Origin of the sequence: Cellulomonas sp. KRMCY2 (genome assembly GCF_000526515.1) — a bacterium.
Taxonomy (GTDB): domain Bacteria; phylum Actinomycetota; class Actinomycetes; order Actinomycetales; family Cellulomonadaceae; genus Actinotalea.
This window is the reverse complement of sequence record NZ_JAGF01000001.1, coordinates 1,798,701-1,820,352: the sequence shown is the minus strand read 5'-3', so window position 1 is coordinate 1,820,352 and position 21,652 is coordinate 1,798,701. Positions and strand designations below refer to the sequence as shown.

The 21,652-nt window shown below is 67.9% G+C and carries 20 protein-coding genes; 6 read left to right on the top strand and 14 right to left on the bottom strand.

Going from position 1 to position 21,652, the window contains the following annotated elements:
- Positions 1-8 precede the first annotated feature (8 nt).
- The 10 genes from K415_RS0108825 to K415_RS0108775 all read right to left on the bottom strand — a co-directional run bounded on the left by K415_RS0108825 (position 9) and on the right by K415_RS0108775 (position 11,997).
- Positions 9-1,877 carry a hypothetical protein gene (locus K415_RS0108825; RefSeq protein WP_024286705.1) on the bottom strand — a complete coding sequence of 623 codons (1,869 nt, stop codon included), beginning with the start codon at positions 1,875-1,877 and terminating at the stop codon, positions 9-11.
- The gene (locus K415_RS0108820; RefSeq protein WP_024286704.1) at positions 1,874-2,890 is read right to left on the bottom strand and encodes a hypothetical protein; all 1,017 of its coding nucleotides are present in this window, start codon (positions 2,888-2,890) and stop codon (positions 1,874-1,876) included. Before K415_RS0108820 ends, K415_RS0108825 begins: the two co-directional genes overlap by 4 nt.
- A gap of 106 nt (positions 2,891-2,996) precedes the next feature.
- Positions 2,997-3,203: a tyrosine-type recombinase/integrase gene (locus tag K415_RS25125; protein ID WP_369795273.1), complete on the bottom strand. Its 207-nt coding sequence runs from the start codon at positions 3,201-3,203 to the stop codon at positions 2,997-2,999.
- A 29-nt stretch (positions 3,204-3,232) separates the two neighbouring features.
- Positions 3,233-4,171, bottom strand: coding sequence for an IS1595 family transposase (locus tag K415_RS0108810; RefSeq protein ID WP_024285365.1), 939 nt, complete (start codon positions 4,169-4,171; stop codon positions 3,233-3,235).
- A gap of 37 nt (positions 4,172-4,208) precedes the next feature.
- Positions 4,209-5,267, bottom strand: a complete 1,059-nt coding sequence (locus K415_RS0108805) for a site-specific integrase (RefSeq protein WP_029663454.1) — start codon at positions 5,265-5,267, stop codon at positions 4,209-4,211.
- Complete coding sequence (locus tag K415_RS0108800) at positions 5,267-5,500, bottom strand: helix-turn-helix domain-containing protein (protein WP_024286703.1); 234 nt, start codon at positions 5,498-5,500, stop codon at positions 5,267-5,269. Before K415_RS0108800 ends, K415_RS0108805 begins: the two co-directional genes overlap by 1 nt.
- A gap of 43 nt (positions 5,501-5,543) precedes the next feature.
- Positions 5,544-8,474, bottom strand: coding sequence for a MobF family relaxase (gene mobF / locus K415_RS0108795; protein WP_024286702.1), 2,931 nt, complete (start codon positions 8,472-8,474; stop codon positions 5,544-5,546).
- 637 nt (positions 8,475-9,111) lie between these two features.
- Entirely contained in the window at positions 9,112-10,335 is a 1,224-nt protein-coding gene (locus K415_RS0108790) for a hypothetical protein (protein ID WP_155859416.1), read from the bottom strand.
- A gap of 149 nt (positions 10,336-10,484) precedes the next feature.
- A complete protein-coding gene (locus K415_RS0108785) occupies positions 10,485-11,033 on the bottom strand; it encodes a hypothetical protein (protein ID WP_024286700.1) in 549 nt (182 codons plus the stop codon).
- Positions 11,034-11,553: 520 nt separating this feature from the next.
- Positions 11,554-11,997: a hypothetical protein gene (locus tag K415_RS0108775; protein WP_024286698.1), complete on the bottom strand. Its 444-nt coding sequence runs from the start codon at positions 11,995-11,997 to the stop codon at positions 11,554-11,556.
- 80 nt (positions 11,998-12,077) lie between these two features.
- On the opposite strand from K415_RS0108775, the gene K415_RS0108770 reads away from it, so the two are divergent.
- A complete protein-coding gene (locus K415_RS0108770) occupies positions 12,078-12,473 on the top strand; it encodes a hypothetical protein (protein WP_024286697.1) in 396 nt (131 codons plus the stop codon).
- Positions 12,473-13,615, top strand: a complete 1,143-nt coding sequence (locus K415_RS22715) for a helix-turn-helix domain-containing protein (protein ID WP_024286696.1) — start codon at positions 12,473-12,475, stop codon at positions 13,613-13,615. Before K415_RS0108770 ends, K415_RS22715 begins: the two co-directional genes overlap by 1 nt.
- 513 nt (positions 13,616-14,128) lie before the next feature.
- Here the strand turns inward: K415_RS22715 and K415_RS0108760 are convergent.
- Positions 14,129-14,599, bottom strand: coding sequence for a very short patch repair endonuclease (locus tag K415_RS0108760; RefSeq protein WP_024286695.1), 471 nt, complete (start codon positions 14,597-14,599; stop codon positions 14,129-14,131).
- 273 nt (positions 14,600-14,872) lie between these two features.
- Here K415_RS0108760 and K415_RS0108755 point away from each other — a divergent pair, with 273 nt between their 5' ends.
- The gene (locus K415_RS0108755) at positions 14,873-16,270 is read left to right on the top strand and encodes a DNA cytosine methyltransferase (RefSeq protein WP_024286694.1); all 1,398 of its coding nucleotides are present in this window, start codon (positions 14,873-14,875) and stop codon (positions 16,268-16,270) included.
- Here the strand turns inward: K415_RS0108755 and K415_RS22710 are convergent.
- The gene (locus tag K415_RS22710; protein WP_051480470.1) at positions 16,178-16,963 is read right to left on the bottom strand and encodes an HNH endonuclease; all 786 of its coding nucleotides are present in this window, start codon (positions 16,961-16,963) and stop codon (positions 16,178-16,180) included. The genes K415_RS0108755 and K415_RS22710 overlap by 93 nt on opposite strands.
- Before the next feature lie 137 nt (positions 16,964-17,100).
- Between K415_RS22710 and K415_RS0108745 the strand changes: the two genes are divergently transcribed.
- From K415_RS0108745 to K415_RS0108735, 3 genes are all read left to right on the top strand, one after another.
- Positions 17,101-18,240, top strand: a complete 1,140-nt coding sequence (locus K415_RS0108745) for a hypothetical protein (protein WP_024286692.1) — start codon at positions 17,101-17,103, stop codon at positions 18,238-18,240.
- Between the two features lie 607 nt (positions 18,241-18,847).
- Entirely contained in the window at positions 18,848-19,444 is a 597-nt protein-coding gene (locus K415_RS0108740; protein WP_024286691.1) for a helix-turn-helix domain-containing protein, read from the top strand.
- Positions 19,444-19,902 carry a hypothetical protein gene (locus K415_RS0108735; protein ID WP_024286690.1) on the top strand — a complete coding sequence of 153 codons (459 nt, stop codon included), beginning with the start codon at positions 19,444-19,446 and terminating at the stop codon, positions 19,900-19,902. Before K415_RS0108740 ends, K415_RS0108735 begins: the two co-directional genes overlap by 1 nt.
- 196 nt (positions 19,903-20,098) lie before the next feature.
- Here K415_RS0108735 and K415_RS0108730 read toward each other — a convergent pair whose 3' ends face one another.
- Together K415_RS0108730 and K415_RS21650 are read right to left on the bottom strand one after the other, a co-directional pair.
- Positions 20,099-21,343, bottom strand: a complete 1,245-nt coding sequence (locus tag K415_RS0108730) for an IS256 family transposase (RefSeq protein ID WP_024286689.1) — start codon at positions 21,341-21,343, stop codon at positions 20,099-20,101.
- 67 nt (positions 21,344-21,410) lie between these two features.
- A complete protein-coding gene (locus K415_RS21650; protein WP_024286688.1) occupies positions 21,411-21,629 on the bottom strand; it encodes a helix-turn-helix transcriptional regulator in 219 nt (72 codons plus the stop codon).
- Positions 21,630-21,652 lie beyond the last annotated feature (23 nt).

Genomic DNA, 21,652 nt, shown 5'->3' with positions numbered 1-21,652 from the left:
AACCGCACTCATCCGAACTCCTTCTTCGATGCCGCCCTTATTCGTTCGGCAAGTTCAACGACTCTGTGGCCGGAGCCCACGCCTTCGTCGTGCCTCCACAACTCACCCAGGAGCCCCTCCGCGGCGTGGAGCCAGATGGCCGGCGGATCGACCAGATCCAATCCATTCAATGCCTCTCGGTGGAGGTACGGGGTGGACGCAATCTCCCTGGCCCGGGCGGGCTCGCCGAGGCGAGCGAGAACTTCAGCCATAACCCAGTCCTCGGACCGTGATGCGATCTCGAGCAGGCTCCGGAGAGCGCCGTACCGCACCCACTTGCTCCCGTCCGCGCGATCGAGCACCGCGAAGAGCGACTCTCGAACATCGGGGTCGCCCGACGCCCCGAGGACGTGAACCGCGCGCCACCGAACGACTTCACCGGCAGTCCCCGTTGCGAGGCCGGAGAGATGCTGCAGCTGGGACGTGTTCAGCGCCGCCCGTCGTAGCGCGTTACTCGCCGCCCATCCGATCGCCGCGAACTCCGATCCGAGAGCATCAATCTCGCGCTGTTCGGCGACCTCACCGTCGGCCCGCCCGAACATTGCGAACCACTCGGAGAGCCAATCTGCGGGAGACGTCCAGGAGATTGAGCGAGAAACCAACGCGACCAGATCGTCGCGCGATGTCGCTGAGAGCATCTCGTCGGCGACTTCGTCACGCTGAAGCATTAGCGAATCGACCGCTCGTTGCGCGGTCGGGCGCATCCGGTCGAACTGCTTTTCAGCAAGCATCGCGAGAAGAACAAGCCGCATATTCGCACTAACCCGGCGAGGGCCTACGGAGTCCTGCTCGAGCACATCCGCGGCTCCGTACAGATTCCAGTCGTAGATTCTGTGGACGAATTCATCGACCACCGCGTCATCTAGCAATGTCAGCACGAGCCCGAGGGAGTCGAACGAATTCGCGTCGAGCGTCACGACATCGAAGCCCCCCTCACCCCACGCGTCCGGGTTTGCAGCGAGGTGCCGTGCCGCGAGATAGTCGTGGACAAGTTGGTGCGCGAATCTGCAAGACTCCGAGGCAACGAGGACACCAGCATCGATTAGCGAGGACACCTGCTCCGATCCAATGCCCGCACGAAGAGCTTCTAGGTCAACGACACGGTCGCGGCTTGACCGATACGCCTCGTACGCCACCTCTGCCAAGGCCTCTATTGCACCCTCCGCCAGCCCCCCATGCACGGAAAGGAACTCTTCGATAGCCTCGCCGCGACTCCGCTCCACCCCCTGAGCGATCGCTTGGTTCAGGTAGTACGGAACGCGCAGGTGCTCTGCGAGCGCCCCGGAATCTTGAACTACAAGACGTCTGATCACCTCCGAAGGAACCAGCCCGAGCGTCGCTAGCGTCCAGAGGGTCGCAGCTGGGCGCCGCGTCAACCTATCGGTCGCGAGGAATGCGAGCCCTAATGTAGAGGCAAGGAGATAGGGGATCTCAGCGAGGAGCCAGTCAGACGTTGCCCTCGGCACCTCGTTAAGACCGTCTATTACGATGACGCCGTGTCCATCGAGGACGCGACCATAGGAATCGACTTCACTCGCGACTTCGAGAAGATCCGAAAGGGTGAGAGACCTATTTGCGTCCAGGTCGCGCAAATTCCAAGACCGGATGAAGACAGTTCCAAGTCCGCGTTGCCTCGCTATTTCAAGAATTGCGCGCGCCGTGTGGGTCTTCCCGGCACCTCCACGTCCTTGGATAAGCAAGCGACCCGATGCAAGCAGTTTATCGAGCAGCTCGTCCGGCCCAACCGCAGTGCCCGTGCCGGCCAATACGTTGTCGAAGTCGCGCGCGAGGAGGATCTCGTAGCCAAACGAGACTTCCTGGGTTCTCGCCTCCGTCACTCTTGCACCTCCGGGTCGGTCGCCAAATTCATGCTGTAGGCGGGGATCATGGGGTGCCCTCGATGCAGGGGACTGGCATTCGCTACCACGCGCCGAGTTAAGGCAGCCGCGAACGCTGCGGCCGACGACGCGGCGCGAGGAGACCAAGTAGCTCGCTCGTCAGTCTTGCCGACTCCAATTCCAGACCGCTCCAGGGTCGCATCGATGTCAGCTTGCACGAGTTCACGCTCTTGTCCGCGCCCGTAGACGATGTCGCTGACGCCTCTGACCGTAATGAAGGTAGGATTGTAGTGAACTGCCAAACGAGTCTGAGTACGGACCCGATGTAGGCTGTGCGCGATCCCGCTCGACTCCATCTCAATACCGATGGCTTTGTCGAAATGCTTCATCAGCGTCTGCTGTCGCGGCTCCAGCGGATCGTCTGCCAAAGTGTCTCCAGAGACAATCTCGCCGAAATGGACTGCGGGACGAACGCCCGCCCCCTCCCAAGAGGGACCCAGATATTCCAGCCAGGTTGTTTTCCGGCTCACCTGTTTCGCATCGCTGATGAGTTGCATGCTTGGCTGGTCTAGAGCCAGATAGCGAATCAGGTAGCGATGCGGCTCCGACTTGATGAAGTTGGTGTGATGCACATACTCCGACACGAGAACATCGCCGCGATCGGGTCCCTTGAAATGGCCCGGTTCGCCTTCAATCGGCCTGTGCACTCCCCCCGCCGTGCCGACAACAATGACGATCTGCGGTCGGAATTGCCGAATTCGCTCCGCCAGGGAACCGGCTGCGACAAGAGTCGTGAGGCCGTCGGACTGAACTAGCGCGAAGGGAATATGGCTGGTGTCAACACACGAGGCCGGTGCGTACGCTCCGGTGTCCGCGACCTCCGCGAGAGGGCTGAACCGTTCGAAAACCTCTTGCGCCCGTGGAAACTCCTTGTCGGTAATGGTGAACACCAGCACGTGCACATGTTTGCCGGACGCCCCATTAAGGCACACGTCTTCGCTCTCGTCCCCCACGCCATCTCCTCGGTCAACACGGCTTCGAGGTCATCATGCCGCACCGCACCGACACGTCTCGGCGCGGCTGCCCCGCCGGCGCCCATCAGTCCAGGTCACGCGAGGTTCATACGGCACTGTCAGGGCTTGATAGTCCGGGTTGAACGCCCCACAACAGCTCGCTCATCCGCCGGTTCGCCTCCTCGACGAGCTCGGGCACCACGTGCTGGTACCGAGCCGTCATCGTCGGAGAGGTCCAGCCGAGCATGTCCATGACTACCCGCTGGTCGACGCCCTGGACGAGCAGCAGAGTCGCCGCGGTGTGGCGGGCGATTGGGTATCTGCTTGAGTCAAGTGTGCAGGTCAGACGCTGTTTTCGGTGCCGCCGATGAGGCTAGTCAGGGGGTGGGGGTCGGTGGCGACGGCTTGTTGGAGCAGGCGGTAGAACAGCAGGCCGCGTGAGCGTGAGGAGCGACGGTTGAACCGGAAGGTGAACTCGTCGAGGTAGTAGTCCAGCTGGCGCTTGGAGATCCCGTGGTGCAGGGTCCCGGCGACCCAGCGTTTGAGCAGCGAGGCAACCAGGTGGACCCCGGGCAGGTACTCGTGGGCCGGCTCGACCGAGGAGATCAGGACCCGGTACTCGTGGGTGAAGCCCTGCTCGCCGAGCTGGCGCAGGTTGCGGGCGCCGTCGGTGCGGATGTGCGCGCCGGGGGCTATCACCCGGTGGGCGAAGTCCACGAGCTGGTTGGAGTTGCGTGCATCGGCCCTGGCCAGACGGATCCGGCCGATCTTGCGGCCCCCGGGGGTCTCGACCGCGACCATCACCGGGACCTTGGTGATCACCACGCTCGACGCCTTCTTCGCGCGCCCACCGACCATCGTCTCGTCCAGCTCGACGACCCCGGCCAGCAGCTCACGCTCGGGGCGGACCATCGCCCGGCGCAGCTTGTGCATCCACGCCCAGGCGGTCTCATAGGACCCGAACCCCAGGACCTGCTGCAACGTGCTGGCCGAGACCCCGTTCTTCGACGCGCAGACGAACCAGATCGCCGCGAACCACGTCGTCAACGGTGTGTGGGACCGGTGGAAGATCGTGCCCGCCGTGACCGACGTCTGACGCCCGCACCCCGAGCACATCCACATCCCCCGCCGGGCGGTGCGCCACGCCCGGTCCGACCCGCACCCCGGACACACGAACCCGCCCGGCCAGCGCAACCGGGCCAGGTACGCCAGGCAGTCCGCCTCCGTGGAGAACCACGCCACCAACTGCTGATGGGTGCGCGGGTAGTCCACCCCTGCCACCGGAATCCGCTCGTCCATACCCCAGAATCTACTGGACTCAAGCAGATGCCCAATGGCGGGCGTCGTGGAGTCGCGCCGGGCGGACCCCAGCACCCTCGAGGAACTTGACCCAGTGCACGGAGTGGTCGCTTGGATCGATCGGGCGGCCGGTGACGGTGGTGAAGACGAGGCCGGACTCGTGCCACTCGGAGCCGGCGTAGATCCGGGCCTTGCGCTGGGCCTGTCGGTGACGGCGCAGCGCGTCGACCATCGGGCGCGGCATGGGCAGGGTCCGCTTGCTCTGCCTCGTCTTCGGCTCCGCAAGAACGAGCCCGCCGTCGCGCCGCTTCGGGCATTTCGCGGGCCTCTCGTCGCACCGGGTCGGGTCCTCGCAGCCGTGGCGGTACCGGCGGCGTTCCAGCTGCTGGCGCACGCGCAGCCGTCCCGGCTCCAGGTCGACGTCGGCCCAGGACAGCCCGAGCGCCTCTCCCCTGCGCAGCCCGAGGGAGATCGCCAGCATGAATGCGACGCCGTTCGGCTCGTCGTCGGCCGCGGCCATCAGGGTGCGCGCCTCGACGACCGTCAGGGGGTCGATCTCCGGGGCGTCGTAGCGGGGCGTGTGCGCGAGGGCGACGGGGTTGCGCGGGATGCGGCGACGTCGGACGGCGTCGTTGAGCGCCTTGTTCAGCGTCGTCCGCACGTGGTGGACCGACCCGACGTTCAGGCCCTTGGCCAGCAGCGCGGTGTAGAGGTACTCGACGTGCTCCGGCTCGAGGTCGGCGAGCCGATGCTTGCCGATCGTCGGGACGATGTGCGCCCGCACGTCGGTGGTGTACCCGTACAGCGAGTTCGGGCGCACGCGCAGGGCCGAGGCGGTGAGCCAGTCTTCGAGCCAGTCGGCCAGACGCGGCGACCGGCCGGCGGGTACCTTCGCCGCGTCGTCGCGCTCCCGCTCCAGGGCGCGGACCTTGTGGGCGACCTCGGCCTGGGTGGCGCCGCTGCGCTTGCGCCGATCGGAGGAGCCGTCGGGCCTGGTGCCCATCGTGACGAAGCCGTACCAGCGGCCGTCGGTGCTCTGGAACACCGAGGACCGGTTGTTGGCGGCGCGGGTGCCCATCACTCACCGACAGGTTCGTCGGGGTCCGGGTTCTGCTCGCGCCGCAGCCGCTCGACGTACTCGACCAGGCAGTCGGCCGGCACTCGGCGCAGCCTGCCCAGGAGGACGGTCTCTAGCTCGCCCAGCAGCATCAGCTGGTAGACGTAGGAGCGGCCGATCGACAGGCGTCGGGCGGCCTCGGGGACGGTGAGCATGAGGCGCGGGGCCTCGTCGTGCTCGGGGTTCTGGCTCATGGTGATCCTTCCTCGGTGCTGATGCGGATGCGGGTGATGCGGCTCAGATGCCGAGCACAGGTCCATCGCGTGCTGGTGTCGGCGGGTAGGACGAAATGGGTCGGGAGAACTGTGGAGAGGGCGACCGGTCGAGACCCTGTGGATCGGGCAGCCCGAACCGGTAGGGCTCGTGCAGTGGCCGGACCGGGGCCGGGGCGTCCGGGTGGTAGTCGGCCCAGGTCTCGGTGGCGCTCCGCTCGGCGTGGCTGGTCGCCAGGATTCGGTCGAGGACGTCCCGGGTGGAGGGCGGCGACTGGACCTGGCCGGGAAGGCAGTCGTCGCCCACGGGTTCGGTGACCACGTAGGTGCGGTTGAGGTGCCGACCGCGGCTCATCGCGACGTAGAGGTCCTCGCGAGCCATGCCCGGCCCAGCGACGGTGTGGGACTGGTCCACCGTCATGCCCTGGGAGCGGGCGGTGGTGGTCGCGTAGCCGAGCTCGACGTGATCGGCGACGTACGCGTACGGGAGACGGACCGAAGCGCCGTGGTCGTCGCGGCGCCAAGGCCCACCCGCCGGGCGGACCCGCAGCGCCCCGTCGCGCTCGATCGCGACGACGTCCCACAGCGCGCCGTTGCGCACGAACCCGTTCGCCGTGCGCAGGTGACGGTCGTTGCGGCGGGTGACGACCCGGTCACCGACGCCCGCTGTCAGGCCGTCGTGCAGCTCGATCCCGGCGCGCTCCACGGTCCCCGACTGCACGCCGTGGGCGCGAGCGAGGCGGTTGAGGTCACGCACGGTGCGACTGTCGGCGGCCTGCAGGACGGCGACATGGCCCTCGTCCTGGGCGGCCGTGAAGCCGTCGAGTGCGGCGTAGAGCACCTCCTCGCGACTGCCACCGGTGAACGCACCGTGGGCCTCGTAGGCGTCCAGGGCCGCCGGGTGGGCGCGGCGCAGCTCGAGGCTGGCCCGGGCCTCCCACGGCCGGCTGAACCGGAACAGCGACGTGAGCTCGGCGGTCGGGCCGCGGCGCGCGAGCATCGCGAACCCGCCGCCGGCGTCGACTGATCCGCGTTGCAGGTGGTCGCCGACGAGCAGCACCTTGGCCTGGGCGTCGCGGGCCTGGGAGACGAGCGCCGCCAGGGTTCGCGTGTCGGCCAGCGAGGCCTCGTCGACGATGACCAGCTGCCCGGTCCTCATCGCCCATCGGCCCTGTTCGGCCTGGAGTCCGAGGGCCCGGCGACGCTCCCGCTCCCAATCGGTGCCCGGGCCTCCGCCAAGGGCACTCAGTGCGGCATCGAACGCAACGCCGCGGGCGCGCGCCCCGTCGCCGATGGACTCGTGCAGCCACTTCGCCGTGGTCTCGCACGGCACACCCAGGGATGCGCTCAGGGCATGCGCAGCCGTGGCCGACGGCGCCAGCGCGACGACGGGGCCGACGTAGCGCTGCCAGATCGTGGTCAGGGCCTTGAGGGTCGTGGTCTTACCTGACCCGGCCGGCCCGACGAGCGCGTCGAGCAGGTGCTCCGACGTCAGGATGGCCCGGATGGCGGCGGTCTGATCGGCGACCAGTGACCGGCCGACGTCGGCGCTCTGCTGCTCGGCGTCACCCAGCCAGTGCCGCCTGATGAACGGGAAGCCCTTGGTCTCGGCCGCGTCGACGAGGACCCTCTCGGCGGCGAGGAGCTCGGTGGAGGTGAACAGCCTCTCGCCCACCCGGCGGCGCTCGGGCTCGCGCGTGTCGTCCAGCTGCACGCACGCCGCCTGGACCTGGTCGGTGATCGCGCTCGTCAGGCGCAGTCGCTCCTGCGGGGAGGCCATCCGCAGGAACTTCGAGGCGCGCAGCGTCTCGCTCCCGACGTTCCAGTCGGTCCACACCGACCGCCTGGTCGAGACGTCCTGCACCACCTGGGCGACGATCGCGGCGCGAACCTCGGGCCCGACGTCGTGCGCGTGCAGCGGCCGGCCGTAGGCACCGGACAGGGCTCGCGCGGCCAGGTCCTGCGGCTCCCGACCGGTCAGGGCGCGGGCGCGGTTGGCCCAGTCGGTCAGCAGGTCCCGCAGCGGACGGACCACCTTGGGCGGGCGGGTGACCCGCGTCAGGTGCTGCCGCGCCCTGGTGGTCTCGACCCGGGTCGGTTCGCGGCCGCGGTCGGCCTGGAACTGGGCCGCCCACTCGGCCTCGGCGCAGTGGATCTGCTCCGAGCGCGAGGAGAAGTGCGCCAGGACAGCGTCGTCGATGCCGTCGATCTCGAACGCCTGATTGCGGCGCGGGCCGCGGTCGCGCAGGGACAACGCAACCGGTAGGCGCCGGGCGAGGTCGTCGGCCAGGAGCACGTCGTACAGCTCAGAGACCGTCACCGCGGCGGCGTGGACCGTCTTGCCGTCCAGGGACCGCCAGAGCCCGTCGGGCCCCTGGACCTTGTTCGCGAGCACGACGTGGGTGTGCAGGTTCGGGTCGCCGGCGCGGGTGTCCCAGTGGTCGAAGGCGGCCGCGATCATCCCTCGGGTCCGCACCTGTCGGCAGCCCGCGTGCCCGACGCGGGTGCGCACCACCTTCTCCTCGACGAACGCGAGCGTCTGGGCGACGGCGGCGTGGTGGGCGGCGTGCACGGCGGCTCGCGTGGCGTCGTCGCCCAGGGCCCACAGCACGGAGGCGGACTTGGGGACGGTGAACGTCAGGTCGTAGCCGACCACCGGACGACCGAGCTGCCCGGCGTATTGGCGCCCGAGCGGCTCGCCCGTGACCGGGTCGTGGCCGTCGCGGAAGACCGCGGCCATCGCCTCCTCGGTGACCACCGCGCCAGGGGCGACCCGCCCGATCGGCTCGTGCCCGAGACCGGCGAGCCCGCTACCGCTCCACCGCCCCGGCGGGTTGCCGGTGGCCTCGTAGTAGGCGACCAGCGAGTCGCACGCGGCTAGGCCCAGGTCGCCGGCTGCGACGTGACGCGTGAGGTACGCGTACCCGTCGCCCGCGCCGAGCTTGTGCATCGACATCACGAGCGAGACACCTCCCCTCCGGGACCTGCCGGACCTGCTGGCCGGCGCCGGCCCGCGACCACTCCTGCACTAGAGAGCCCTGGCTCTGCGCACATGCCCATACAGAAAGGGGTGCGCCAGGACGACCAACATGAGGGGGTCCGCCGTTTCTACCTCGTCTGGCAGCGCACTCCCCCTTCACTGGGCCTGAGTGCGGTCCGGGGGAGAAGACGCACGGTTGGAGCAGAACTGGGTGCCGTGGGTTGGCCTGACGCGGTAGGTGCGCAGGTCAGCGGGGTGGCGATGTTGGGCAGTCGGGACGGCCGTGGGTGCGTCAGGCATGGACGCGGGGCTGGCGACGGTCACGCAGGCGTCGACGGGTGTCGTCGTCGCCCGTGGCCGCGTTCGAGGCCGAGGTGGACCGCCTCGGGGCGGTCGGGCTCGCGCGGTTCGGCCGGCTGACGCAGCCCGAAAGAAGGCCGCGGTGCGGGCGAAGTCCTCCGTCCAGCACGTGGTGCAAGAAGAGTCCCGCGCCTTCCTGCCTCGCACGACCACATGGCCGCGACGAGACGCTGCTCCAGCCGTCGCCTCCATCCGGCCGATCTCGCAGCCCTTCGGATTGACTAACCAATATGGAGCGGACCGACGGGGCGCCTCAGCCGCCAGGCGGTCTGGGTTCCGCCAGCAGGAACTCCAGTCGGGTGGGCTCGGCGGAGCCAGGAACCTGGTGGGCCGGGTGCGGTCGTCGAGCATTCAGATGAAGGTGCGCGTCCACGATCCCGCCATTCAGCGCTCTGAGAGGCTGGGCGAGGGCGAGGCACGCAGCGACCACGCCTACGAACGAAGCAGCGGCAGCTCGGCCTGCGAGCTGCACGACCCCGCACCGGTCCGCGCCCCGGAGTTCGGCGTCCCGGTAGGCGTCGACGCGGTTCGCAAGCACCTCGCCAGCTTCTGCCGGCTCCGCCGACCACGCTCGGATGCGAGTCGAGTCACCCGCGGCGGGGAAGGTCTTCACGGCGATCTCCGAGAACGATCGGTCAGTTCGCCCCAGCCCTGCGTCGACGGCCATGGTCCATCTGGCCGCGGTGATCGCGCGTCGCGCGATAACGTTGTCGACGCCGATCAGCGCGAGTCCGGGCTCGTGGGACTGACGGACTTGCCCCTCGATCAAGCGCCGCTCGACGAGCCGAACGCTGAAGCCGAGGTGGTCCAGGGCATCACCCACCAGTCGCGTCTTGAGGGTGCCGACATTGTCTTCAGCGACAAGGAGGCCGGTGCTGACGTTCGCCGCCGACACAGACTCGTCGTCCTGCAGGACCACGGTGACGGCCGACCGGTCGACGAACGGCAGCAGACCCCAGCACCAGCTATAGGCCTGGCCGAGATGTCCCAGGCCGACGATCCACACACCCTTGGGCAGGTAAGCGAGGTCCGGTCCGGTCTCGCAGTCCTCGGACGTGCAGCCGGGTGCCCACAGGGACAGGGAGATGTTCTCAAGCCCCACGTCGTCCCGACCGGATGCCAGGGCGAACAGTTGGCCGACACCGAGGGCCGCCGCTGCAGCCGGCGCGAGCGGCATCTGGTCCGACTCGGCAAGCCTGGCGCCGTCCGTCGCGACCATGGCGGTCCACCCTTCCCAGGTGATCTGGAACACCGGCTCGGCGAGCCGAGGATCGGCAGCCCCGATTGCAATGGTCGGCGCGTCTGTGAGGTCCTCGAGGTTGACGAGTTCGGCTCCCTCGGCAGCTAGGGCTGCTCCGAGCGACTTGTCGGCGTGCCAAGCCACGCGGCACGCGGTGGCGGCAACCTCACGTGGGGCGCAGACGCGCACCGTCCCGAACGCCCGGACGCCCGTCATGACGGCGATGAGCGCTGCCACCTGGTGCGAGTGGCGTGTTGCGTCCTCGCCGAGGACCACCTGGGCGACCAGGTTCTCGCGCATCTCGATCGCCTCGTCGAGGGTCCTCGCAACGCCGCAGTCGACGAAGATCTTGGCGGTGCGATCGAAGTTCTCCGCGCTGTGCACAGTCACGGGTCCACCCTCGCGATCGGTCGGCGGAACAGATGGGCCAGACGCGGCCAGGCCGGCATCGACGTGAGTCGCAGCGCTCGCAGCTCGGCGGATCGATCGGCACCCATCCAGCTGCCGCCGCCCTGGTAGACGTAAACACCGCAATCGTCGAGACGAGCGCGGTACGCGTACTGGGGCACGACGACAGCCACGTGCCCGGCCTCCGGGATCATCGGGTGCCTGCGGTCGATGTCGCTCTGGTGGACCCAGGAGGACGGGTGGGTGTGGACGTCCGCGACCACCTTGAAGTTGTGTTCCCGGCAACGCCGCCACAACTCCGTATAGCCAGCCCCGGAGAAGGAGATGCCACCGGTCAGGCAAGTTGCGTCGAGGTCGTCGTACATCACGAACGCAGAGATCCGCTCCGGCGCAAGCCTGGAGGCGAGCAGGAAAGCCCCGGACTCGCGTACGGCGTTTCCTCGCGTATGGAGCTCCCGGGTCAGGCCCCGCCACAGCCGCCGCGAGATGCGCAGCCTGGGAGCGGGGAGCGCTCGCGTTGTGCTCATGCCGCGACCTCGACCATCGTCGGCTGAGTCGCCGTCCGCAGGACGTCACGGATGAGCTGCAGGTAGTCCACGATGGACTTGTCCGGGCCCCACAGGTGTCGCGGATGGTCCGTGCGCCAGGGGTCATGGCCAACGAGCGCTCTGCGGTCGTAGGGAATGTACGGAGATCCCCCGTTCCCGACCGACCAAGCCAGGCTGAAGACCTCGCTCGCCCGGCCGCCTTGTGGCCAGAGGTTAGTCGGCAGCGCGGAGCCCTCTGAGATCGACCACAGGGCGCCTGCCGGCGCGCAGCCGGGGTAGCCGGCACAGTCCAGGATCATGTCGACGCTCCGACCGGTTCCCGCGACCACGCGGAACGTCGCGGTGGTGCCCGACCGGTCATGCAGCGTCCACCAGCCGCGGTCAACGCCGATCTCGAACCGCTCCGAGGTTAGATCGGATGCGAGGGCGGCTTCGTCAGGCGCCACAGTCCTCCTCCTTCATGTCTAGACCGCAGCCGTGCCCTTGCGGTTCTGCACTCTCAGCCCGCGAAGCGGTCGGCGACGACTAGGTCGAGGTCGAGCTTGTGGTCCCGCCCGGCGAGCCGACCGACGTGAGCACCCACGTCGAGCTCGTCGGTGCTCCCGGTCTCGCGGAGGACGAGATCACCAGCATCGGCCGGGTTCAGGTTGAACCCGTCGTGGCCGACGACCCAGCGGTGGACACGCTCGATGGTCGTCCCGGGCGCGAAGCGCCGCTCCCTCTCGTCCCCGTTGTAGTGCACCCGCACGTCCACGCGGTGACGGCCACGGTGCAGACCACGTCGCGCAAGCTGAGCCGCCGTCGCGCCGCGGGCGAGGGTCTCATCGGCGTCCTCCTCCCACAACTCCTCGTCTTCGGCGAGGGCGATGCTGTCGGCGAGCACGGCGCTCTCGTCGATCTCGACGACGGCGCTGGTATCCGAGTCCTGCAGGAAGATCTTCATGAGTGCTCCTCGTGTCGCGATCGGTAGCCCGCTCAGTTCCGAGTTAGGCTTTACCTATCTGGTAGCACCGATCGTACCCCATGAACTGCTTTACCTGGGAGGTAAAGGTGCTTCTCGCGTGGTGGTCGCCTGAGCTGCGGGACATCTGCCGGTCGCAAGTGGCCCTGGCAACCCGGTGGCCGGCGAGCGCAGGCGCAGCCGAGGACCTGCTTGGCGCGGTGGCGCATGCGGAGACCCTCGGTTCGCTGATGCAGCTGCGCTGCATCCGGATCGGGATCTTGGATGACGGTGGACGTGCCGCGGCCGTAGTACAACTGGAGGAGGTTTCGATGCACGCCGCAGTACTGAGCAAGACGGGTCAGAGGCTGCCCATGGTGGCGCCGGCGAACCTGCGCAAGGAGCTCGGCTCCGCTACTGCCCTACTCATCAATGACCTGCAGGCCAACGGCGTCGGCCTCCTTCGAGCGGCTGGCTGATGTCGGGGCAGCGGGAGCAGGGCGACCAGCGCTACCTCACCAGTGAGTTCGCGCCTGACTGGGCGGTTCCGCCAGGGCGGCTGATACAGCGTGAACTGAGCGCTGCGGGGTTCACGCAGACGGATGTCGCTGCACGAACCAACATCAGCGCCAAGCACCTGAACCAGGTGCTGCACGGCCACGTCCCGCTATCCCCGGACGTCGCCGTCTCCCTCGAGATGGTTCTCGACGTGTCCGCGGACCTGTGGCTGCGGATGGATGCCACCTGGCAGGCGGCGCGCCTTCGCCGATCATCGCAGGAGTCATTCGCCGACCTGGCTGGGTGGCTCAACCGGTTCCCAGGCAATGTGCTCGAGTCTCGCAACGTGCTCGACGGCACCGCGCCGGTCGCCACGCGCGTCGAGCAGCTCTTGCGCTTCTTCCGCGTTGCTGACGTCGAAGCCTTCCAGCGGGTCTGGTTGACACCCCAGGCGAGCTACCGTCGCAGCCAGAAGTTCGCCATCGACCCCTATGCGACCGCGCTCTGGCTCCGCCTGGCCGAGCAAGCAGCCGAGGAACTCGCTCCGGATGCCGCCGAGTACGACGCACAGCGGCTCCGCGAGGTGGCTCGGCTGATCCCGGGCTTGTCGCGACTGCCAGTCGCCCAGGCGTTTCCACAGGCGGTGTCGCTGCTGCTCACGTCCGGAGTTCTCCTCGTCTTCATCCCCGAGGTGGACAACACCCGCATCTGCGGCGTCTCCCGATGGACCCACACCGGTCACCCGATAATCGCGCTCAGCGGTAGGCAGAAGTACCTGGACATCCTCTGGTTCACGCTGCTGCACGAAGTCGCCCACGTCATCCTCCATCCGAAGCGTGCAACGTATCTGGAGGTGGACGGGAGTGACACTGTCGTGAACGACGACCGCGACGCACTGGAGGCGGCGGCCGACGACTTCGCGCAGAACGCCTTCCTGGGACCCTGGGAACGCCAGCTGGTCCGATCGCTCCAGGACACCGACGAGCTCGTCGCCCTCGCGGAGCGGGCTGGAGTCCACCCCGGAATAGTCGCTGGACGATACGGACATGACACCGGCGATTGGCGCAAGTTCGGCAAGCTACGACCACGGATCGAACTAGCTACAGCGCTCATTCCCACGTGAACGTCCTGTGAGTTAACCGAGCTCTGCGGGCCGGGGACGGTCCGCAGTGGGCCACGTTCCTCTTCTGCGGGCGCGCCGGAGGTCGTCTCCCGCGAGACACTGCTCGAACAGAAGCCCGCGGACACCGCGGCGACGACAGACCATCGCCGGAGTCACGCTCCCTGTTCCATGCTCGGCGCCGGACGCACCGAGTACGTCATCGGGGTCACGAGGCGATGAACCTGATGCCCGCGCGGTAGCGGTTCTGGTAGCGGTCTTGTGCTGTGCGGCCCCTTCCAGGCGCCTACGCGTCCGGCCGCGCGCACCCCTAAAGGTGACGTCCCGCGCAAGACGAGTCGGTGCTGATCTTGAATGTCGGAGGTTGTCCGTACCGTCGGCTCCGTGAAGGGAGGTGTGAAACATGGCGAAGCCGTCGAAGGGCGCGCTGTCGAAGGCGGGCAGCACACTGGCGTCAAGCGGATCGAGCAAGCCCGCCAAGTCGAAGGCCGGCTCGACCCTCGGGAAGGGCTGACCTCAGTTCTCGGAGGGCCCCGTCGACGAGTTGGCGGGGCCCTCGCACTGCAGTGCCTCCAAGACCCTCCGAACCACGACTGCGGGGTCCTCGTGCTCCCAGGCCCGCACGACGCTCCACCCGGCATCAAGCAGCTGACTTGTCGTGTCCTGGTCGCGGGCTTGGTTGGCGGCGAGCTTCACCGACCACCACTCGGCGTTCGATCGAGGACGGGTGCCGTGCCGTGGGCATCCGTGCCAGAAGCAGCCGTCGATGAATACCGCAACCTTGCGCCGTGTGAGGGCAATGTCGATCGTCCGGCGAGCATGCCCAGGCACCGGGTACGCGACCCGGTAGCGGTAGCCGGCCGCGTACAGCAGTCGTCTGACCGCGAGTTCGCCTTCGTTGTCGCGGCGGCGCAATGCGCTCATCCTGCGGGAGACGGCCTCGCCAGACGAGCCCGGGTGAGGCGGGACCCCGAAACCGCCGACCATGTAGGCCTCCTCCCTGGCTGCGGCTCACAGCCCTCGGCTCCACTCACAGGTTCTCGTCGAACATCCTGATCCACAGGAGGGGCGGCCCCTCGCCCTCCCCGCCCCTTGCATATTCGTACTGTCGTCTCTCCACTGGCATGAGACGAGGCGACGAGGATGCGCACCATCCAACCAGCGCTCGCGATCGACTGGTCAGCCATCGGCGGCCCGGCTCCAAGGACTCACCCGGGACGAGGGCCGGGAATGTCGCACCGGGCAGGTAAGCTGACCCGCATGTCGTTCTCGTTCGTTGATCTGTTCTCGGGTATCGGCGGCTTCCACGCCGCCCTCGGCGCACTCGACGGAGAGTGCTGGTTTGCGTCAGAGATCGACCTGCAGGCCAAGGCCGTCTACGAGAGGAACTGGCACACCGAGGTCGCCGGCGACATCGTCGCCCTGACCGAGGACCAGATGGCCGTTCCGCCCCACGACGTGCTCGCGGCCGGGTTCCCCTGCCAACCCTTCTCGAAGTCTGGGTTCCAGCGCGGGATGGATGAGACGCGCGGCACGCTCTTCTGGAACATCTGCAGGATCCTCGACGAACGCAAGCCCCCCGTGATCTTGTTGGAGAACGTCCGCAACCTCGCTGGCCCTCGGCACAAGGAGACCTGGCGCACCATCGTCAGGTCCCTGAGGGACCTCGGCTATCGAGTGTCTGGCACGCCAACTGTCTTCTCCCCCCACCTTCTCCCGCCGAGCCTCGGTGGTCGACCGCAGGTCCGGGAGCGGGTGTTCATTACGGGCACCTACGTCGGTCGGGCCAGGGCGTGGGCCGAGGCGACCGATGAGCCCCTTGTGCCGAACCGCCCAGTCGCCGGTTGGGACCCCCAAGGGTGGGACGTCGAGCAGGACCTGCCGCTCGACGCCGATGCGGTGATCGAGGGGGTGCACCGCTACGAACTCACAGCCGCCGAGACGTCGTGGATCGCGACATGGGAAGACCTGCTCGTCGAGCTGAAGCCCCACCTGGCGGGAGGGAAGCTCCCTGGGTTCCCTATCTGGGCCGACGAGTTCAAGTCAGTGCCTGAGATTGACGCATCGACGCCCTCGTGGAAGGCCGACTTCCTGCGCAAGAACAGCGACTTCTATCGCCAGCACCAGGAGGCCATCGACGAGTGGAAGATCCGCCACAACGACCTCGAGGAGCTGCCACCGTCCCGGCGCAAGCTCGAGTGGCAGGCGCAGGACGCGGCGACACTGTGGGACACAGTGATGCATTTTCGCCCCTCGGGCATCCGGGCGAAGAAGGCCACCTACCTGCCGGCGCTGGTCGCGATCACCCAGACCAGCATCATCGGGCACCGCCGACGTCGGATCACGCCTCGCGAGGCTGCGAGGCTCCAGGGCCTACCCAACTGGTTCGACTTCGGGGCTCAGCCTGACGCGGCGAGCTACAAGCAGCTGGGCAACGGCGTCAACGTCGGAGCGGCCTACTACATCCTTCGTGAGCACGTCATGCGCGACAAGGACGACATCGCGGCACTCGCTCCGGGTTTGGTCGAGGCCGTTCTCGCCTCTGATCCGAACCCCGATGGGGCGCTAGAGGCCCGCCCATTCGCGATGGCTCCGCAAGGCGGCAGCCGACGGGCGATCCGCGAGCCGATGGGGTCTGCGGACGTACTCTCCGGCTAGCGCCCCGTACTGGGTCACCTCAAGGTGTGGCTTCAGCAACACCTGCAACGACGTCTCGTGCACGGCGATCGCGCCTCGGTCGAACAGAAGGTGAATGTCGGCTCGCAGGAGCAGCCCGTTGGAGACGTGGTTCGTGGCTGGGCCACGGTAGGGGTAGATGTGCGCGGCCTGTAGTGCCTCGACCGCGGTGTATCCCGTGATCGCGCACGCAGACGCGTAGGCCTCCATCAGCGCCGAGCGGAACCGGTCGCGACCTTCCCTGGTAGCGATCTCGACCAAGCGCCGATCTCGCTCATCCTTCAGCTCCAGCGGATCGAACTCCTCCGCGTCGCCATCCGGCACCTCCTGTTCGATCGGTGGAGTGAGTGATGGTGCCCGGCCCGGCGAACCGTGGATGATCAGCCCGTCAATGATCCGCTGGAGAGCGCGATCGGTGACGGTTCCACCGGGGGAGTACAGCGTGGGGTCCATCGGCTCGTGCGTCGCGGCTTCGACGACGGCCGCAAGCAGGTCGTCCTTGAGCAGGCCGTCCGCGCGTGCATGGGGGATACCGAGCCCGCCTGCGACACCCCTGAGGAAGTCGGACCGCACCGTGGAACCGCGGCTCGTAGTGAAGTGCGGGATCCCAAGAAGGTCGGAGATCACCGACATCAACGGTCGCTCCGGGTACTCCACGCCATAGTCCTTGGCCACTGGTCAAGCCTACGGGGGCGATGTCCCGATCCGGCCAAGACCGGCCCGCGCGAGCTACTGTGTGGAGCAGGACAAGAGGGGGTCGCATGGGAGTGCATGACGACCGTCGCGCCACGGCTGCGGAAAGACGGCGGCGGGTGATCGAGGTCTTCGACCGACAGTTCAACTTGAAGGACGAACGGTCGGCGGTGCGGCGTTTCGGCGCCCTGCTTGACGAGCCCCGCGTGATCGTGGCCAACGCGGACATCGACGGCCTGGTCTCCAGCATGATGCTGGCCTCGGTCAGTCAGTGGCGCGTCGGCGCGATCATCGACAAGAGGGGCTACCTTCACCATCCGCACCGCAGCCCGTTCCTGAATCCCGACTCGCTCGCGACGACCGCAGTCGGGGTCGACGTCTTCTCACTCCGGTTCCCCAGCGCGGCGAATCATCCCGTCCTCTACGGCGGCGACGTCAGCCGCGCGCAGGCCGCGCCCCTACGACGCCACGACGAACGCGTCGCCGCCGCGTCGGTCGACCTGCCGATGGTGAACCCCTCGCTGTGGGTAGGCACGGAAGCAAGGCTTGGATCCGCACACGCCCTCGGCATGCCGTACAAGTATCCCTTCGGCACCGCGCAGGTCCTGCTTGCCGTCCTCGAAGCCGTCGGTCGGCCTCCGCGCTTCTTCGATCGTCAGTTCCTTCCCTGGCTCGTCGCCAACTGCGACGGCGGCGTCGACACGATCCGGACCTATGCCTGGAACGCCGAGGTGTGGTGGTCGGCACTCGCCGCCGTGGTAGGTCCGAGCAGCCAGAGCGAGGCCCTATACCGCCTGGCGACGACCCAGCGCCCCAACGAGTTCGTCGACGCCGACCACAGGCTTCGGTACGAGTACCCGGAGACGAGTCCGAACCTCAACGGCAAGTGGAACCTGAGGAACACAACGCCCCGAGCCCTAGCGGCCGTAACGTCCTTGATCACAGACCTGTCTGGTTGGCCAGACCCGTTCCTAGATGGGGTGTCCTCCCTCAGCACCTGGCAGTCGGTCGAGCCCCATCGCGATGTCTTGCCCGTTTCCGGGCTGACGAAGATCAACGCCCAGGACCTCGAAGCGCTCCTCGTCGAGGCTTCGAGTGCGATTCATCTGAACTTCTCGGTCTTCAAGGAGCGAGGCACCGCCCTGGGCTGGATGCTGCTGGACCCCGCGGCGTCTAGCCTGATTCAGGGAGACGTACCGATCGAGGAATCGGATGTTGGCGACCCCGAAGGAGTCCCGGACGCCGACGCTCTTGACTAACCCGTCGCACGCAGGCTCAAGGCCCGTCGACCCCGGTGAGTCGTGAGTCATCCGGTAGCAGTTTTGGTAGCAGTACTTCCCGATCCAGCCCGATCCAGGGGCCATGCGAAGTGCTCGCGAAACTCCCTGACCTGCGGAAACGTACAGCGGCGAACACTTCCCACCCCCATCGAACCTCTTGGAAAGCGTGTTGGGTGGAAGCCCTCGGGGGTTCGAATCCCCCATCCTCCGCCGGTGCGAAGGGCCCGTGACCTGCAGAGATGCAGGTAGCGGGCCCTTCGTCATGATCGGCTGGAGCCGGCTGGCGGGGCGGGGTAGCAGTTCTGGTAGTTGCCAGAGACGGAGACGAGGCCGACCTTGAGGAACGACGCGAGTTCGACGCCCGGCGAGAGAGGGTCGCCAACGAGAGGCGCGAGCGGCCGACGCCAACTCCTCGGGACGTCGTCCCGTCGACGGAGGCATCGAGCAGGTTCGTCGCAGAGGACCCATCGATCGCGGCTCGACGTCTTGATCGCTCGCCTCGGCTTGTCGAACCCGCGCCCGGGCGGGACAGGGAGACCGCTCGCCATCGTTGCGTTCTCATTTGGCGGAAGATATCTTGCGTCATATGAGAACTGAGGCGCCGGCACTCATCCCGATCTTCCGGTCAAGCCTGCAGGCGCGGCTGCTCCTCCGGGTGCTCACCGACGGCGCTGGCCACACGACCACGGACCTCGCTCGTCTCCTCGACGCGCCCGTACCGACCGTCCACCGGGAGGTCCGCCGGCTGATGGAGGCCGACCTCCTCACCGGGACGCGGGTGGGGCGCTCGGTCGTCTTGCGCCCCGCCGACCACAACCCGGCCACCGGCCCTCTCCGCCAGCTCCTTGTGGTCACGTACGGCCCTGCCGCGTACCTGGAGCGGGCGCTGACCGACGTCGTGGGGATCGAGGAAGCGTACGTCTACGGGTCGTGGGCGGCGCGCTGGCACGGCGAGGCGGGCGACGCACCGGGCGACGTTGACTTGCTCGTCGTCGGCACGCCGGACCGGAGTGCCGTCTATGACGCTCTGGACGGCATTGACTCGGCACTCGGCCGGGAGGTCAACGTCACCTTCGTCTCCCCCGAGCGATGGGCCTCCGGTGACGAGCCGTTCCTCGCCACCCTGCGTCAGCGCCCGCTCGTACGGTTGGGCGTCGGCGAGCACAAGGGGGAGGCTGCCTGATGGCCTGGGAGCAAGGGCGAGCCACGATCGAGCGACTGATCGCAACTGGGATGCTCGAGCGGGTGCCGCCGAACCTCGACGGCGCCCAGGCGCTGGTCCAGGCCGCCGTGACCCACCTCGCCTCGGCGCTCACGCTCGCCGAGACCGACACCGTCCTGGCCTACGACGCCCTGCACGGCGCCAACCGGAAGGCGCTCACCGCGATCCTGCTCGCCCAAGGCCTACGCCCCACCCGAGCCGGTGGCCACATCGCCATCTACGACGCCGTGCACGCCCAGCTCGAACCGCCCCGGGGCCGCGACCTGGCGACGTACCACCGTGTACGACGAGCACGGAACGCTGGCGACTACCGGGAGGAGTACGCGGCCGTCGCGGACGACGTCCGTGCCGACCACCCCGGATGCCAGAAGATCGTCGACATCGCCAGGCGCGTCATCGAGCAGATGCCACCGTTCTGAGCGATGACGGCCGCACGGGCCGACCACGCCCGCATGACATGCAAGAAGAGTCGGCTCCTGGGTCATCTCGAGTTCCCGGGGTCCGTCGGCACGTTTCATGGGCGATCACTTCAATGAACGTGAGAGCTCAAGGATGCCGCCCGGCGGTCAAGTCCCGGGGCGTGGTGTGTGACGGCTGTCGCGTGATCTTCGTTGGTTAGGCGCTGAGCGCCGGGAACTGGGGCGTGGTCACCTCCGCGGCGTTGTCGGGGACGGCGGTGATGCGTGAGCGGGCTAGGACGTCCAGGGCGAGGTAGCGGCGTCCTTCGGCCCATTCGTCGTGCTGCTCGGCAAGGACCGCCCCGACCAGGCGGATGATGGAGGTGCGGTCGGGGAAGATCCCCACGACGTCGGTGCGTCGACGGATCTCGCGGTTGAGGCGCTCGTTGGGGTTGTTGGACCAGATCTGGCGCCAGACCTCCTTGGGGAAGGCGGTGAAGGCGAGCAGGTCGGCCCGGGCGGTCTCCAGGTGGTCGGTGACCTTGGGCAGCTTGTCTGCGACGGTGTCCAGGAGCCGGTCGAACTGGGCTGCGACGGCGTCGGCGTCGACCTGGTCGAAGACCGAGTGGAGCATGGTCTTGACCCAGGGCCAGGACGCCGCGGGGCAGGTGGCCTTGAGGTTGACCGTGTAGTGGGTCCGGCACCGTTGCCAGGAGGCGCCGGGCAGGGTGGCGCCGATCGCGGCGACCAGCCCGGAGTGCGCGTCAGAGGTCACCAGCTTGACCCCGGTCAGGCCGCGTGCGGTCAGGTCCCGGAAGAACGTCAACCACCCCGCGCCGTCCTCGGCGGTGGACACGTCGATCCCCAGGATCTCGCGGTGCCCGTCGGCGTTGACGCCGGTGGCGACCATCACCGCGATGTTGACCACCCGCCCACCCTCACGGACCTTCACCGCCAGGGCGTCAGCCGCGAGGAAGGTGTAGGGGCCGGCGTCCAGCGGGCGGGTCCGGAACGCGGCGACCTGCTCGTCCAGGTCCGCCGCCATCCGCGAGACCTGCGACTTCGACAACCGGGTGATCCCCAACGACTCCACGAGCTTGTCCATCCGCCGGGTGCTCACCCCGAGCAGGTAGCAGGTCGCAACCACCGAGGTCAGGGCCGCCTCGGCGCGGCGGCGACGTTCCAGCAGCCAGTCGGGGAAGTAGGTGCCCGCGCGCAGCTTGGGGATCGCCACGTCCATCGTCCCGACCCGGGTGTCGAAGTCGCGGTGCCGGTAGCCGTTGCGTGTGTTGGCCCGCTCCGGGCTGCGGGCGCCGTACTCGGCCCCGCAGATCGCGTCGGCCTCGGCGCCCATCAGCGTTTCGATGAACGTGGCCAACAGGTCACGCAGCAGGTCGGGGCTGGCGTTGGCCAGGTGCTCGTGCAAGAAACGGGCAGGGTCCAGACTGGGAACGGCGGTCATCGCGGGTCCTTCTCTCGAGTCGACTTGGTAGGTCTCTCGAAGAATCACGCGGTGGCCGCCACTTCGTCTACGACGCCCTCACCGACGAGGGCTGATCGCACACCACTCTGCGGGACGCCACTCCGCCCGGCTGCCTCGCGCGGACATCGCAGACCGCGGTGAGCGTGCTGAAGCGAATCGCTCGGGCCCGACCGTTCTTCAGCACCGAGAGGTTCGCGACCGTAATCCAGCTCAGGGCGGCCAGCTGCACGAGCGTCATGCCGCGGGCATCGAGTAGCTCACCCAAGTGGGCGACGACTCGGTGAGTTC